This window comes from Pseudomonas sp. CFII64, assembly GCF_000416235.1.
Lineage (GTDB): Bacteria > Pseudomonadota > Gammaproteobacteria > Pseudomonadales > Pseudomonadaceae > Aquipseudomonas.
In genome coordinates, this window is sequence record NZ_ATLO01000016.1 from 15,880 (window position 1) to 29,186 (window position 13,307).

Sequence of the window (13,307 nt, forward strand, 5' to 3'; positions counted from 1 at the left end):
ATGAATGAAATCCCTCCTCCCGATCACGAAAGTGCAGCCGAGCCCGAGCTTGAAAGTGGCTGGCTGCCGATTCGTGAGGTTGCCCGACAAACCGGCGTCAACGCCGTCACGTTGCGCGCCTGGGAACGCCGCTATGGGTTGATCGTCCCGCATCGCACGCCCAAGGGGCATCGGCTGTACTCCGACTATCACGTACTGCGGGTCATGAACATTCTGACCTGGCTCAACCGTGGCGTTTCGGTCAGCCAGGTCAAGCACCTGATCGACAGTCGCCAGCCAGACGCCAGCGTGCCGGGCAACGATTGGGAAGCCTTGCGGCGAACCCTGGTAACCCACATCGGCGAACTGGCCGAACGCCGGGTCGACGACGTGTTCAACCAGGCGATGTCGCTGTATCCGCCGCGCACGCTGTGCCAACAGCTGCTGCTGCCGCTACTGGCGGAGCTGGAATGCCGCTGGCAAGGGCAGTTCGGCGGGCAGATGGAGCGCGCGTTCTTTTATTCCTGGCTGCGCAGCAAGCTCGGAGCGCGGATCTACCACAACAATCGCCAGCTGAGCGGCGCACCGGTGTTGTTGGTCAACCATTCCGATCTGCCTCTGGAACCTCATTTGTGGCTGACGGCCTGGCTGGTGAGCAGCAACGACTGCGCGGTTGAAGTGTTCGACTGGCCGCTCCCGGTCGGCGAGCTGGCCCTGGCCAGTGATCTGCTCGAACCGCGCGCGGTGCTGCTGTATTCGAGCAAGGCCTTGAACATCAGCCAGCTGCCCAAGCTGCTCGCCAATATCACCTGCCCCGCGCTGCTCGCCGGATCGGCCGTGCGCATTCATTACAACGAACTCAACGTGGCGCCGACCCGCATCGAAGGCCTGACCCTCGCGGAAGGTCCGCTTGGCGCGCAAACCGCTTTGCAAGAACTCGGGCTTATTTAAGGAATGACCATGCAACTGCTTTGGCTGCGCAGTGATTTGCGCATTCACGACAACACTGCACTGACCGCTGCCATGGAGCAGGGTCCGACAGTGGCCGTGTACCTGATCAGCCCCGAGCAATGGCGGCAGCATGACGACGCGCCGTGCAAAGTGGATTTCTGGTTGCGCAACCTGGTGGAACTGGAACAAGCCTTGGCCGGGTTGAACGTACCGTTGTTGATTCGCCACGCGGACACGTGGGATCAGGCGCCGGACGTGTTGCGCCAGGTCTGCCGCGAACTGCACATCGAACGCGTGCATGCCAACGAGGAATACGGCATCAACGAAACCCGCCGCGATCTGGCCGTGGCGAACGCCCTCGAGCAGGACGGCGTCCACTGGCGCAGTTATCTGGATCAATTGTTTTTCAAGCCCGGCACTGTGTTGACCAAGACCGGCAACTATTTCCAGGTGTTCAGCCAGTTCCGCAAGGTCTGTTACGCGCGGATGCATCAGGCGATGCCGCGCCTGATTCATGCGCCGCACAAACAGCAGACGCTGAACATCGTCAGTGATTCGGTGCCGACTCAGGTTGAAGGTTTCGCGAGCCCAAGTGCCGCGCTGCAAGCCTTGTGGCCTGCAGGCGAAGACGAGGCGCAACGGCGCTTGCAAGCCTTCAGCGACGCCCAGATCGACTATTACCGCAGCGAACGCGACTTTCCGGCCAAGCCCGGCACCAGCCAGCTATCGGCGTATCTCGCGGCCGGGGTGATTTCCCCGCGTCAGTGTCTGCATGCAGCATTGATCAGCAACCACGGCGAATTCGAAACCGGCAGCGTCGGCGCAGTCACCTGGATCAACGAGCTGCTCTGGCGTGAATTCTACAAACACATTCTGGTCGGTTATCCGCGCGTCTCGCGGCATCGGGCATTTCGTCCGGAAACCGAAGCGCTGAAATGGCGCGACGCCCCGCAAGAGCTGGCGGCCTGGCAACAAGCCCGCACCGGCCTGCCGATCATTGATGCGGCCATGCGCCAATTGCTGGAAACCGGCTGGATGCATAACCGGCTGCGCATGGTGGTGGCGATGTTCCTGACCAAGAACCTGCTGATCGACTGGCGTGAAGGCGAGCGTTTCTTCATGCAGCACCTGATCGATGGCGATCTGGCCGCGAACAATGGTGGCTGGCAGTGGAGTTCTTCCACCGGCACCGATTCATCGCCGTATTTCCGGATTTTCAACCCGCTGGCCCAGTCGGAAAAGTTCGACCCTGAAGGCCTGTTCCTTAAGCACTGGCTGCCGGAGCTGGCCGGGCTGAACAAAAAGGAAGTACATGACCCCGCAGCATCTGGCGGTCTGTTTGGTGTGGCTGAGTATCCGAAGCCCATCGTCGACCTGCGCAGCAGCCGTGCCCGTGCCCTGGCTGCGTTCAAGGCCCTGCCCCATCGTCAACCTGCGGCCGAGGCAAGCCATGAGTGATTTCCTGCGGCGTTTTGCCCATGACTTTGCGGCGCTGGATAAAAACAGCCTGCAGCGACTCGGCACTTTGTACAGCGACGACGTGGTGTTCACCGACCCGCTGCACAAGATCCACGGCCTTGCGAACATGCAGGATTACTTCGCCCAGCTGTACGCCAATGTCACCCAGCTGCATTTCGACTTTTACGGCTTCGATGAAGTGGCAACCGGCAGCGGGTATCTGCGCTGGACCATGAGCTATGCACATCCGCGTCTGGCGAAAGGTCGCCTGATTCGCGTCGACGGCTGCTCGCACCTGCTCTGGCGGGACAAGGTTTATCAACATCGCGACTACTTCGATGCCGGCGCTTTGCTTTACGAGCACCTGCCCATCATGGGTCGCGGTATTTCATGGCTGAAAGGGAGACTGGCATGACCCATCCGAACGCGCGCCGCATCTGGCTGACTGGCGCCAGCAGCGGCATTGGCCTGGCACTGGCCGAGCAACTGCTCAAGGACGGGCATTTGCTGGCGCTGACCGCCCGCACCGTCAAGCCCCTTGAAGACCTGGACAGTCGTTATCCCCGACAGGTGCTGCTGGTCCCGGGCGATGTCACCGACGGCCAGCAAGTCACGGCCATCGGCGACCGGATCAATCAGGTCTGGGGTGCGCTGGACACTGCCATCCTCAACGCTGGCACCTGCGAATACATCGACAGCAGTGATTACGACGCCGCGCTGTTCGAACGGGTCATCCGCACCAATCTGCTGGCCAGTTCCTATTGCGTGCAGGAAGCGCTGCTGTTGCTACGGCATGGCCGCGAGCCGCATCTGGTGGGCGTTTGCAGTTCGGTGACCTTTATGCCGTTGACCCGCAGCGAAGCTTACGGCGCGTCCAAGGCTGGCTTGCGTTATCTGTTCGAGTCGCTGCGCGTCGATCTGGCCCAGGAAAATATCGATGTCACCGTGGTCAGCCCAGGCTTCGTCGATACGCCGTTGACGGCCAAAAACGACTTCGCCATGCCCATGCGCTGGTCGGCAGAAAAAGCCGGCAAGCACATCGCCGAACGCCTGCAGCGTAGCCGCCGTCCCCTGGAAATCGCCTTCCCCGCACCCTTCATTCTGATCCTGCGCCTGTTGTCGCTGTTGCCGACGCGCCTGCAACTGGCTTTGGGTAAACGCATGGCGCGCGCTCCGGCCAAGGACGCGCGATGAAGATCGCCATCATCGGCAGCGGCATTGCTGGCCTGACCAGCGCATACCTGCTTAACCGCTCGCACGAGATCACGGTGTTCGAGGCGGCGGACTGGATTGGCGGTCACACCCATACGGTGGATGTGCAGGTCAACGGTCGCGAGTACGCCATCGATACCGGTTTCATTGTGTTCAATGACTGGACGTATCCGAATTTCATTCGCCTGCTGGAAACCCTCGGGGTCGGGTTCAAGCCCACCGAAATGAGTTTTTCAGTGACCGATCCAAAAAGCCGCACCGAATACAACGGTAACAACCTCAATAGCCTGTTCGCCCAGCGCAGCAATCTGTTGTCGCCCAGTTTCTGGGGCATGCTGCGCGACATCCTGCGCTTCAATCGCGAAGCGCTGGATGACCTGCAAAGCCAGCGGATCGCCGCCGACACCACGCTGGGTGCCTACCTGAAAAGCGCCGGCTATGGGCAACGCTTTACCGAGCATTACATCGTGCCCATGGGCGCGGCGATCTGGTCGATGTCCCTGGCGGACATGCTCGCCTTTCCGTTGCAGTTCTTCGTACGTTTTTTCAAGAATCACGGGCTGCTGTCCGTCAACCACCGTCCGCAGTGGTGCGTCGTGGAAGGCGGTTCCAGCCAATATATCGAGCCGCTGATCGCTTCGTTTCGCCAACACATTCGCCTGGCCTGCCCGGTTCACAGCGTGCAACGGGGCGCGCAATGCGTGACCGTCAACAGTGCGGCGGGCAGCGAACGCTTCGACAAAGTGATTTTCGCCTGTCACAGCGATCAGGCCCTCAAGCTGCTGGCTGAACCGACCGCCGCCGAACAGGAAATTCTCGGCGCGCTGCCTTATGCCGACAACGACGTGGTGCTGCATACCGACATCGGCCTGTTGCCCAAACGGCCGTTGGCGTGGGCCAGCTGGAACTATCGATTGGGTGGCGATGCGCAGCAGCTGGCCGCCGTCACTTACGACATGAACATCCTGCAGGGCATCGAAAGCGACACCACGTTCTGCGTCAGCCTGAACCAGACCGCCGCCATCGACCCGCAGAAAATTCTCGCGCGCTACAGCTATTCCCATCCGCAATACAGCCTGGCTGGCGTTGCGGCCCAGGCACGATGGCAAGAACTCAACGGCGCCAATCACACCTGGTTCTGTGGCGCGTACTGGGCCAATGGCTTCCACGAAGACGGCGTGGTCAGCGCGCTGCGCGTGGCCGCCGAGTTCGGGGAATCCCTGTGAACAGCGCCCTGTACAGCGGCTGGATCAGCCATCGGCGATTCGCGCCGAAGGTCCATGATTTCCGTTATCGGATCGGCCTGCTGTACCTGGATCTGGACGAACAAGCGGCGGTATTGGGTCTGTCGCCGTTGGCGGGCGGGCGACGATTTGCCGCGTTTTCCTTTCGCGAAACCGATTATCTGCACGCCCTGACCGGACGCGGCGTGCCGCTGATCGAAGCGGTGCGCGAACGGGTCGGGGCGGCGCTCGGCCACATGCCGCTGGGCAAGGTCTGCCTGCTGACCCAGGCGCGCAGCTGGGGTCTGGCATTCAATCCGGTCAGTTTCTTTTATTGCCACGAGCTGGACGGCACGCTCGCGGCGATCCTCTGCGAAGTCACCAATACGCCCTGGGGCGAGCGTTATCACTACGTGTTGCCCGCCGACGGCGAAGGTCATCAGCATTTTGCGGTGGCCAAGGCGTTTCACGTGTCGCCGTTTCTGCCGCGTGATCTTGAATACCGCATGAGTTTCAGCCAGCCCGCCGCCCGCCTTGGGGTGCACATGGCCGACTGGCAGGGCGAGTTGAAGATGTTCGACGCCACGCTGAACCTCGAACGCCAGGACCTGAATCGCCAGACGCTGCATCGCTATTTGCTGACGTTCCCGTGGATGACCGCCAAGACCTGTCTGGCGATTTATTGGCAGGCCGTGCGTTTGTTCATCAAACGCATTCCGATTTTTCCGCATCAGGCCGCAGAAGGCGACTATCGCACCGCCGCCGCGCAACCCAAGGACCAACACCATGAAAAGCAGTAGCAGTGGGTTTTCTGCCAATCTGGGTACCAACAGCCTGACCGCCAACCTCTTGCGCCGAGGGGTGCTGCGCCAGTTGCAGAAATTGCGCGCCGGGCAATTGGTCGTCGTTGAGGGGGATGAGCGCCATGTGTTCGGCCGGGTCGGCGCGCCGTTGCAGGGTGAGATTCATGTGCTGGATTCGGCGACCTGGGGCATGGTCGCCAGCTCGGGTTCAATCGGCGCGGGGGAAGCGTTTATCCACGGTTACTGGACTTCGCCGGACCTGACTGCGGTGATCCGGGTTTTCGTCAGCAATCTGGATGTGCTCGATGGCATGGAAGGCGGCATGGCGCGTCTCGGCCGGCCGTTCATTCAGAGCCTGCACTGGCTTAACCGCAACACGCGGGAAGGTTCACAGAAAAACATCGCGGCGCACTACGATCTGGGCAATGAGCTGTTCGAGCAATTCCTCGACCCGACCATGATGTATTCCGCCGCGCAATTCCTCACTGCCGACGACACGCTGGAGCAGGCGCAGCTGAACAAGCTGGAACGCATCTGCCAGAAACTGGTGCTGACACCGGACGACCATTTACTGGAAATCGGCACCGGCTGGGGCAGCATGGCGATCTACGCGGCGCAGAACTACGGTTGCCGAGTCACCACCACGACCCTGTCCAAAGAGCAATTCGCCTACACCGAACAGCGCATCGTCCAACTGGGCCTGCAAGATCGAATCACTTTGCTGCTCAAGGATTACCGCGACCTCACCGGGCAGTTCGACAAGCTGGTGTCCATCGAGATGATCGAAGCGGTTGGCCACCGATTCCTGCCGACCTATTTCAAGCAATGCTCGTATCTGCTCAAGGACAACGGCCTGATGCTGCTGCAAGCCATCACCATTCGTGAGCAGCGCTACGAGCAAGCCAAGCGCAGCGTCGACTTCATTCAACGCTATATCTTCCCCGGCGGCGCGTTGCCATCGGTGCACAAAATGATCGAAATCGTGGGCCGTGACACCGACATGAACCTGCTGCACATGGAAGATTTCGGCCTCCACTACGCGCGCACCTTGCGCTTGTGGCACGAGAACTTCAGCCACGCTCATGGCTATTTGATGGAGCTGGGTTACGACGACTATTTCCTGCGCCTGTGGGAGTTTTACCTGTGTTATTGCGAAGGCGGTTTCCTGGAGCGCACCATCGGCACGGCGCAACTGCTGCTGGCCAAACCGGCGGCCTTGCCCCAACCCTTGCTGGGTCGCTTCGATGCTTAAGCAGATCGCCAACGCCGCGCTGTTTCAGGCGGGCTGGTTCGCCTGTGTCATCGGCGGCGACAGCTATTGGTTGCTGATCCCGGTTGGGGTACTGATCGTGCATCTGCTGTGGATAAGTTCGTGGGCCGCAGAAGGCAAGCTGCTGCTGTGGATAACTGGGCTGGGCACCCTTCTCGACAGTGCGTTGCTGATGTTGGGGGTGTTTGATTTTGATGCAGGCGGGCCGTTGATTCCGCTGTGGCTGATGTTGCTGTGGGCGGTGTTGGCGACAACCTTGAATCACTGCCTGAGCTGGACCGCCAAACCCTGGTGGCGCGCCAGCCTGTTGGGCGCGGTCGGCGGGCCGATGTCGTATTACGCCGGGTCGCAATTGGCGGGCGTGCATCTGCCGCTGGGCCTGTGGCCGAGCATGCTGATCCTGGCCGTGATATGGGCCGTGGTGTTCCCGCTTATGCAATGGCTTGCCGGGTATTTTCAGGCGCTGCGGCCCGATCAACCGCGCGGGCACCGGTCAGGCATTCCACACGAGTGACCTGCGCTGGCATACACTGCGCGCCTATGACGCTGACCCTGATCCCGACCCATCAAATCCCCACAGAAAGCGCAGTCACCTGCTCGACCTGTGCGGCCTGCTGCTGCCAGCTGGAAGTGATGCTGATCACCGACACCGGCGTGCCTGAACGCTTCATCGACAATGACGACTGGGGTGGCGAAGTCATGCTGCGCCTCGATGATGGCTGGTGCGCGGCACTGGATCGCAACAGCATGATGTGCACGATCTATGAAAAGCGACCGCTGATCTGCCGCGAATTCGAGACCGGCTCGGAGGACTGCATGAATGAACGGCGCGGGATTGAGACCGCTTATTTATAAGCCCTGTGCCGGGGGACCGGCTTTAGCCGGGAGAATGCCCTCCCGGCTAAAGCCGGTCCTACGGAAAAAAGCAGCCCTCCCGGCTAAAGCCGGTCCTACGGAAAAAGCAGTAATAGCTTACAGCGGCATCGTGTAATGCAGCGCGTAGCTTTCAATGCCATCGTTTGGCTCTTTGATACCCGCGTTTGAATAGTGTGTCGCGCGGATACCTACTTCGTGCCCACCAGCGAAGCGCAGACCGAAGCCGATCCGGTCTTCAAAGTTGAAGGCCGAACCCAGTTTGTTGTTCTCTACTTGCGTGTGGGAAAAAACCGCTACACCAATGCCCGCTTCGATGTAGGGCTTGACGGTTTCACCGGAAAACTCATAAACGAACACCGGAGAAAACGACAGGCTGTTGTTACTTGAGTGTTTGTCGCCATCCCAGTACGTATAAGCCCCGTCCCAATAGCCGGTCAGGCGGCCTACGTCGCTCTGCAGCCAGCTCTTGTCCCAGTCAAACTTCATACCCAGCCGATAGGTCTGTGTTTCTTCGCCGGTTTGGCCCACCGAGAACTCGACACCTGCGGCTTGAGCGGTTGTATTGAACCCCGCGAGTGCGGCCGCAATCGCGGCCAAACAAAGAAGACGCTTCATCAGAAACTTCCTACTCGATTGCAGTTATAAGGATTTTTTACTTCACCAGATTCGCTATAGAAATCCGGAGCCGCACGATAGTTCAGTGCAAAACAGTGCATTTCACGATTTTTTTACAAATCGAAGCTTCTCACACTGTCAGATTTTTTCCAGAGCACAGGTAGGATGTTTCTGAATTTAATTGGATTCGCACTGGTCCAGAACAGCGTTTCCCGAGCAGCAACGTCGCTTAACAAGCCGTTCTGGGTCAGCAGTCGCTGGAGTTGCCGGGCAACGGCGCTACCCGTGTCGATCAGGCTGATCGATTCCGGGATCATTTCGCGCAGCAATGGCTTGAGAAACGGATAGTGGGTGCAGCCGAGAATAATCGTGTCGCAGCCTTCGGCCAGCAGCGGATCAACGTAGCTTTGCAGCAATTCGCGGACAGTCGGGCTGATCAGATCGCCAGTCTCGATCAATTCCACCAGGCCGGGGCATGGCTGGGTGACGACCCGGACATCGCCGGCGAAACGATCAAGCAGAGCGGCAAATTTTGCGCTTTGCAGGGTTCCCGTCGTGGCCAATACACCGACCACGCCGCTGCGCGTGGCAGCCGCCGCTGGTTTCACCGCGGGCTCCATGCCGACGATTGGCCAGTGCGGGTAACGCTCACGCAATTGGGCGGCAGCGGCGGCAGTCGCCGTATTGCACGCCAACACCAACGCCTTGGCCCCTTGCTGGTGAAAAAAATCGGCGATGATCAGGCAGCGCTGACGAATGAATTCCGGTGTCTTCTCCCCATACGGGATATGCCCGCAATCGGCGACGTACAGCAACGACTCGTTCGGCAGCAGGCTGCGGATTTCACCCAGCACTGAAAGCCCGCCGACGCCTGAATCGAAAACCCCCACCGGCGCATCACTCGCTCTACTCATGCTTGCCCTGTTCGCTGGCGGCGCCACAGACGCTGCAACCCGGATCGCGCTTGACCTTCAATTCGCGAAAACGGGTAGTCAACGCATCAATCAATAACAGGCGTCCCACCAGCGGTTCGCCGAAACCGGCCAGCAGTTTCAACGCCTCAAGGGCTTGCAGACTGCCGACCAGGCCCACCAGCGGGCCAATCACGCCGGCTTCGCTACAGGTCAGCTCGGCTTCACTGCCGTGACCGTATAAACAGTGGTAACACGGGCTTTCCGGGCGGCGTGGGTCGAACACCGACAACTGCCCTTCCAGACGAATCGCCGCGCCGCTGACCAAGGGTTTGCGCCCCGCGACACAGGCCGCATTGACCGCGCCACGGGTGGCAAAGTTATCCGAACAGTCGAGCACCAGATCCACGGCATCGACGGCCGCAGCCAGGGAATCATCGTCCAGGGCGCGGCGATGAGCCACGAGTTTGATTTCGGGATTGATCGCCGTCAGCCGGGCAATGGCCGAATCGACCTTGCTCAGCCCGACGCTGGCCGTGTCATGAATGATCTGGCGTTGCAGGTTGGTCAGGTCGACCGTGTCGAAGTCCGCCAGATGCAGCTCGCCGACACCCGCCGCCGCCAGATACAACGCCACTGGCGAACCCAGGCCACCGAGGCCGACGATCAATACCCGGCTTTGCTTGAGGCGCAGCTGGCCGTCGATGTCGACATGCTGCAACAGAATCTGTCGGCTATAGCGCAACAGCTCCGCATCAGTCAGCACGGCATGCGTCCGAAAGTGATGCGTTCGTGTTCACCGAGGTCGCGACGGGTCTGGATTTTCTCGAAACCCTTGCTGCTCAACAGTTCGCGCACGGCGACGCCCTGATCGAAACCATGCTCCAGAAGCAACCAGCCACCGGCGTTCAGGTGTGCCGGGGCCTGATCGACGATCAGACGCAGGTCATCCAGCCCTTCGGCACCGGCTACCAGCGCGCTGCTGGGCTCGAAACGCACATCGCCGGCGACCAGATGCGGATCTTCCGAGGCAATATAAGGTGGATTGCTGATGATCACGTCGAACGTCTGGCCTTCGATGGCGCTGAACCAATGGCTGTTCAGGACCTTGGCGTTGTCCAGGTGCAGACGCTGGCGATTGCGTTCGGCAAGGGCAACGGCTTCGATCACCCGATCCACCGCAGTCACCTGCCAGAGCGGACGCTCGCTGGCCAGTGCCAGGGCAATTGCGCCAGTGCCGGTGCCCAGGTCCAGAACCTTGGTCGGCGCAAAGCCGGGGACCAGTTCCAGCGTCGCCTCTACCAGCATTTCGGTTTCCGGACGAGGGATCAGCGTGTGTGGCGCCACTTCCAGGTCCAGCTTCCAGAAACCCTGCTGACCCAGAATGTAGGCCACCGGTTCGCCGGTCCGGCGCCGTTGCAGATACGACGCGAACGTCAGCGCGGCTTCGCTGCTGACGATGCGCTCCGGCCACGTGTGCAGAAAACTGCGCGGTTTACCCAGCGCGGCGGCCAGTAACAATTCGACATCCAGACGCGCGGTCGGCGAATCGGGAAGCTCTGCGCTTCTTAACAAGCTGGCGATGATGGTCATTTACTCACCCAATGCCGCAAGTTGATCTGCCTGATATTCGGCGAGCAGCGGCTCTATCACTGCATCGACTCCGCCGGCCAAAACTTCATCCAGGGAGTACAAGGTCAGATTGACGCGGTGATCCGTTACTCGCCCCTGAGGGAAATTGTAGGTACGAATGCGTTCGGAACGATCCCCCGAACCCACCAGCAGTTTACGCTCGCTGGCAATGGCATTGGCCGCTGCGCTGGTTTGCTGGTCATTGAGTTTGGCAGAAAGCCAGGACATCGCACGGGCACGGTTCTTGTGCTGCGAACGCTCTTCCTGACATTCGACGACGATACCCGACGGAAGGTGGGTAATGCGCACCGCCGAGTCGGTCTTGTTCACGTGCTGGCCGCCGGCACCGGAGGATTTGTAAGTATCGACACGCAAATCCGACGGGTTGATCTCAATGACTTGATGCTCATCCGGCTCGGGCAACACCGCAACGGTACAGGCCGAGGTGTGAATGCGGCCCTGGCTTTCGGTCTCGGGAACCCGCTGCACACGGTGCGCGCCGGATTCGAATTTGAGCTTGCCGTAGACGTTTTCGCCTTCGACCCGGGCAATCACTTCTTTATAGCCGCCGTGCTCGCCGATATTTTCCGAAAGGATTTCCACCCGCCAGCCACGCCGCTCGGCGTAGCGCGAATACATACGGAACAGGTCACCGGAGAAAATCGCCGCCTCGTCGCCACCGGTTCCGGCACGAATTTCGAGGAACACGTTGCGTCCGTCATTGGGGTCCTTGGGCAGCAGCATGCGTTGCAGCTGGCTTTCCAGTTCCACCAGCAATTGCTTGGTCTCGCGGACTTCCTCGACGGCCATTTCGCGCATGTCCGGATCGCTGTCCTTGAGCAGCGCCTGGGCGCCATCCAGATCGGCCAGGGCCTTGAGCAGCTGTTTGTAGGCCGCAACAATCGGCTCCACCTCGGCGAATTCCCGGGAATAGGCGCGAAATTTGTTCTGATCGGAAATGACTTCCGCATCGCCAAGCAACGCAGTCAATTCCTCGAAACGGTCGCTGAGGATATCCAGCTTATTGAGCAGTGACGCTTTCATTGCGGGGGTTTATCCGTCGAGCCCTCGTTAAGGGCAAAAAGTTCCTGGGCCATGGCCAGCGCATCGAGGCGACCTTCAGCAGACAGTTTTTTCAGTTGCACGCTGGGTGCATGCAGCAATTTGTTGGTCAGGCCGCGCGCCAGTTGCACCAGCACCTCTTCGGCATTGGCACCGTTGGCCAGCATGCGTTGCGCCTTGAGCAGTTCTTCGTCACGCAGGCGTTCGCTCTGCTGGCGATAAGCCCGCAGCACATCGACCGCAGCCAGTTCGCGCAGGCGAAACATGAATTCGTCAGCGCCGATGGTGACCAGCTGCTCGGCAGCCATCGCCGCGCCCTGACGGCTTTTCAGGTTTTCGGCGACCACTTCGTGCAAGTCGTCGACGGTGTAAAGGTATACGTCGTCCAGCTCGCCGACTTCCGGCTCGATATCCCGGGGGACGGCGATATCGACCATGAAGATTGGCTTGTGCTTGCGCAGCTTGAGCGCGCTTTCCACCGCGCCCTTGCCCAGAATCGGCAACTGGCTGGCGGTTGAGCTGATCACAATGTCGCTGTTGACCAGTTCGGCCGGGATATCCGCCAGCAACACCGCGTGGGCACCGAACTCTGCGGCCAGGATGCTTGCGCGCTCCAGCGTGCGGTTGGCGACCACGATGCGCTTGACGCCCAGGTCGTGCAAATGGCGGGCGACCAGAGTAATGGTCTCCCCGGCGCCAATCAGCAAGGCCTGACTGCGCTGCAAATCGCTGAAGATCTGCTTGGCCAGGCTGACGGCGGCAAAAGCGACGGATACCGGGTTTTCGCCGATGGCCGTGTCGGTGCGCACCTGTTTGGCGGCACTGAACGTGGCCTGAAACAGTCGGCCCAGCAGCGGACCGATGGTTCCGGCTTCCCGGGCCACGGCGTAGGCTGATTTCATCTGCCCCAGAATCTGCGGTTCGCCCAATACCAGCGAGTCGAGGCCGGATGCGACGCGCATCATGTGGCGCACGGCCGCATCGTCCTCGTGCACATAGGCACTGGCACGCAATTCTTCAAGGCTCAGCTGGTGATAGTCGGCCAGCCAGGCCAGGATGGATTCGGACGCGAGTTCATCGTGTTCGATGTACAACTCACTGCGGTTGCAGGTCGAGAGGATCGCAGCTTCGCGGCTGTTGGTGAGGCGGCAGAGCTGCTGCAAGGCCTCAACCAACTGTTCAGGCGTAAATGCCACGCGCTCGCGGACGTCTACCGAGGCAGTCTTATGGTTAATACCAAGTGCAAGGAAGGCCATTCAAGGTCGCTGATGGTGACGTGAAGCCGACAATTGTCCTACTTCAATAGATTCAGAAC

General features: G+C 60.2%; 15 protein-coding genes. 9 read left to right on the top strand and 6 right to left on the bottom strand.

Features of this window, described 5'->3' with window-relative positions; genetic code table 11:
* Genes CFII64_RS08950 through CFII64_RS08990 form a run of 9 tightly spaced genes read left to right on the top strand, consistent with a single transcriptional unit; the run spans window position 1 to window position 7,751 of the window.
* Window positions 1-930 (top strand): MerR family transcriptional regulator, encoded by a 930-nt coding sequence (locus CFII64_RS08950; RefSeq protein WP_020290465.1) that lies wholly within the window; start codon window positions 1-3, stop codon window positions 928-930.
* 9 nt (window positions 931-939) lie between these two features.
* On the top strand, window positions 940-2,388 hold the full coding sequence (gene phrB / locus CFII64_RS08955; RefSeq protein WP_020290466.1) for a deoxyribodipyrimidine photo-lyase: 1,449 nt from the start codon (window positions 940-942) through the stop codon (window positions 2,386-2,388).
* Window positions 2,381-2,803, top strand: coding sequence for a nuclear transport factor 2 family protein (locus CFII64_RS08960; RefSeq protein WP_020290467.1), 423 nt, complete (start codon window positions 2,381-2,383; stop codon window positions 2,801-2,803). The genes phrB and CFII64_RS08960 overlap by 8 nt, the downstream gene beginning before the upstream one ends.
* Window positions 2,800-3,582, top strand: a complete 783-nt coding sequence (locus CFII64_RS08965; RefSeq protein ID WP_020290468.1) for an SDR family oxidoreductase — start codon at window positions 2,800-2,802, stop codon at window positions 3,580-3,582. Before CFII64_RS08960 ends, CFII64_RS08965 begins: the two co-directional genes overlap by 4 nt.
* Window positions 3,579-4,826 (top strand): NAD(P)/FAD-dependent oxidoreductase, encoded by a 1,248-nt coding sequence (locus CFII64_RS08970; protein ID WP_020290469.1) that lies wholly within the window; start codon window positions 3,579-3,581, stop codon window positions 4,824-4,826. The genes CFII64_RS08965 and CFII64_RS08970 overlap by 4 nt, the downstream gene beginning before the upstream one ends.
* Window positions 4,823-5,623 carry a DUF1365 domain-containing protein gene (locus CFII64_RS08975; protein WP_020290470.1) on the top strand — a complete coding sequence of 267 codons (801 nt, stop codon included), beginning with the start codon at window positions 4,823-4,825 and terminating at the stop codon, window positions 5,621-5,623. The genes CFII64_RS08970 and CFII64_RS08975 overlap by 4 nt, the downstream gene beginning before the upstream one ends.
* The gene (locus tag CFII64_RS08980; protein ID WP_020290471.1) at window positions 5,610-6,878 is read left to right on the top strand and encodes a cyclopropane-fatty-acyl-phospholipid synthase family protein; all 1,269 of its coding nucleotides are present in this window, start codon (window positions 5,610-5,612) and stop codon (window positions 6,876-6,878) included. The genes CFII64_RS08975 and CFII64_RS08980 overlap by 14 nt, the downstream gene beginning before the upstream one ends.
* Entirely contained in the window at window positions 6,871-7,410 is a 540-nt protein-coding gene (locus tag CFII64_RS08985) for a DUF2878 domain-containing protein (RefSeq protein WP_020290472.1), read from the top strand. The genes CFII64_RS08980 and CFII64_RS08985 overlap by 8 nt, the downstream gene beginning before the upstream one ends.
* A gap of 26 nt (window positions 7,411-7,436) precedes the next feature.
* A complete protein-coding gene (locus CFII64_RS08990) occupies window positions 7,437-7,751 on the top strand; it encodes a YkgJ family cysteine cluster protein (protein ID WP_020290473.1) in 315 nt (104 codons plus the stop codon).
* Window positions 7,752-7,868: 117 nt separating this feature from the next.
* On the opposite strand, the gene CFII64_RS08995 is transcribed toward CFII64_RS08990, so the two are convergent.
* From CFII64_RS08995 to hemA, 6 genes are all read right to left on the bottom strand, one after another.
* Window positions 7,869-8,387, bottom strand: a complete 519-nt coding sequence (locus CFII64_RS08995) for an acyloxyacyl hydrolase (RefSeq protein ID WP_020290474.1) — start codon at window positions 8,385-8,387, stop codon at window positions 7,869-7,871.
* 113 nt (window positions 8,388-8,500) lie between these two features.
* Window positions 8,501-9,301, bottom strand: a complete 801-nt coding sequence (gene murI, locus CFII64_RS09000) for a glutamate racemase (RefSeq protein ID WP_044901258.1) — start codon at window positions 9,299-9,301, stop codon at window positions 8,501-8,503.
* The gene (locus CFII64_RS09005) at window positions 9,294-10,064 is read right to left on the bottom strand and encodes a molybdopterin-synthase adenylyltransferase MoeB (RefSeq protein ID WP_020290476.1); all 771 of its coding nucleotides are present in this window, start codon (window positions 10,062-10,064) and stop codon (window positions 9,294-9,296) included. The genes murI and CFII64_RS09005 overlap by 8 nt, the downstream gene beginning before the upstream one ends.
* Entirely contained in the window at window positions 10,058-10,891 is an 834-nt protein-coding gene (gene prmC, locus CFII64_RS09010) for a peptide chain release factor N(5)-glutamine methyltransferase (protein WP_020290477.1), read from the bottom strand. The genes CFII64_RS09005 and prmC overlap by 7 nt, the downstream gene beginning before the upstream one ends.
* A complete protein-coding gene (gene prfA / locus CFII64_RS09015) occupies window positions 10,892-11,974 on the bottom strand; it encodes a peptide chain release factor 1 (RefSeq protein WP_020290478.1) in 1,083 nt (360 codons plus the stop codon).
* Entirely contained in the window at window positions 11,971-13,248 is a 1,278-nt protein-coding gene (gene hemA, locus CFII64_RS09020; protein ID WP_020290479.1) for a glutamyl-tRNA reductase, read from the bottom strand. Before hemA ends, prfA begins: the two co-directional genes overlap by 4 nt.
* Window positions 13,249-13,307: the final 59 nt, after the last annotated feature.

Bases quoted from the DNA above. Each gene is read 5' to 3' on its own strand.
- CFII64_RS08950 (WP_020290465.1), top strand. From the start codon at position 1: ATGAATGAAATCCCTCCTCCCGATCACGAAAGTGCAGCCGAGCCCGAG.
- phrB (WP_020290466.1), top strand. From the start codon at position 940: ATGCAACTGCTTTGGCTGCGCAGTGATTTGCGCATTCACGACAACACT.
- CFII64_RS08960 (WP_020290467.1), top strand. From the start codon at position 2,381: ATGAGTGATTTCCTGCGGCGTTTTGCCCATGACTTTGCGGCGCTGGAT.
- CFII64_RS08965 (WP_020290468.1), top strand. From the start codon at position 2,800: ATGACCCATCCGAACGCGCGCCGCATCTGGCTGACTGGCGCCAGCAGC.
- CFII64_RS08970 (WP_020290469.1), top strand. From the start codon at position 3,579: ATGAAGATCGCCATCATCGGCAGCGGCATTGCTGGCCTGACCAGCGCA.
- CFII64_RS08980 (WP_020290471.1), top strand. From the start codon at position 5,610: ATGAAAAGCAGTAGCAGTGGGTTTTCTGCCAATCTGGGTACCAACAGC.
- CFII64_RS08985 (WP_020290472.1), top strand. From the start codon at position 6,871: ATGCTTAAGCAGATCGCCAACGCCGCGCTGTTTCAGGCGGGCTGGTTC.
- CFII64_RS08990 (WP_020290473.1), top strand. From the start codon at position 7,437: ATGACGCTGACCCTGATCCCGACCCATCAAATCCCCACAGAAAGCGCA.
- CFII64_RS08995 (WP_020290474.1), bottom strand. From the start codon at position 8,387: ATGAAGCGTCTTCTTTGTTTGGCCGCGATTGCGGCCGCACTCGCGGGG.
- murI (WP_044901258.1), bottom strand. From the start codon at position 9,301: ATGAGTAGAGCGAGTGATGCGCCGGTGGGGGTTTTCGATTCAGGCGTC.
- prmC (WP_020290477.1), bottom strand. From the start codon at position 10,891: ATGACCATCATCGCCAGCTTGTTAAGAAGCGCAGAGCTTCCCGATTCG.
- prfA (WP_020290478.1), bottom strand. From the start codon at position 11,974: ATGAAAGCGTCACTGCTCAATAAGCTGGATATCCTCAGCGACCGTTTC.
- hemA (WP_020290479.1), bottom strand. From the start codon at position 13,248: ATGGCCTTCCTTGCACTTGGTATTAACCATAAGACTGCCTCGGTAGAC.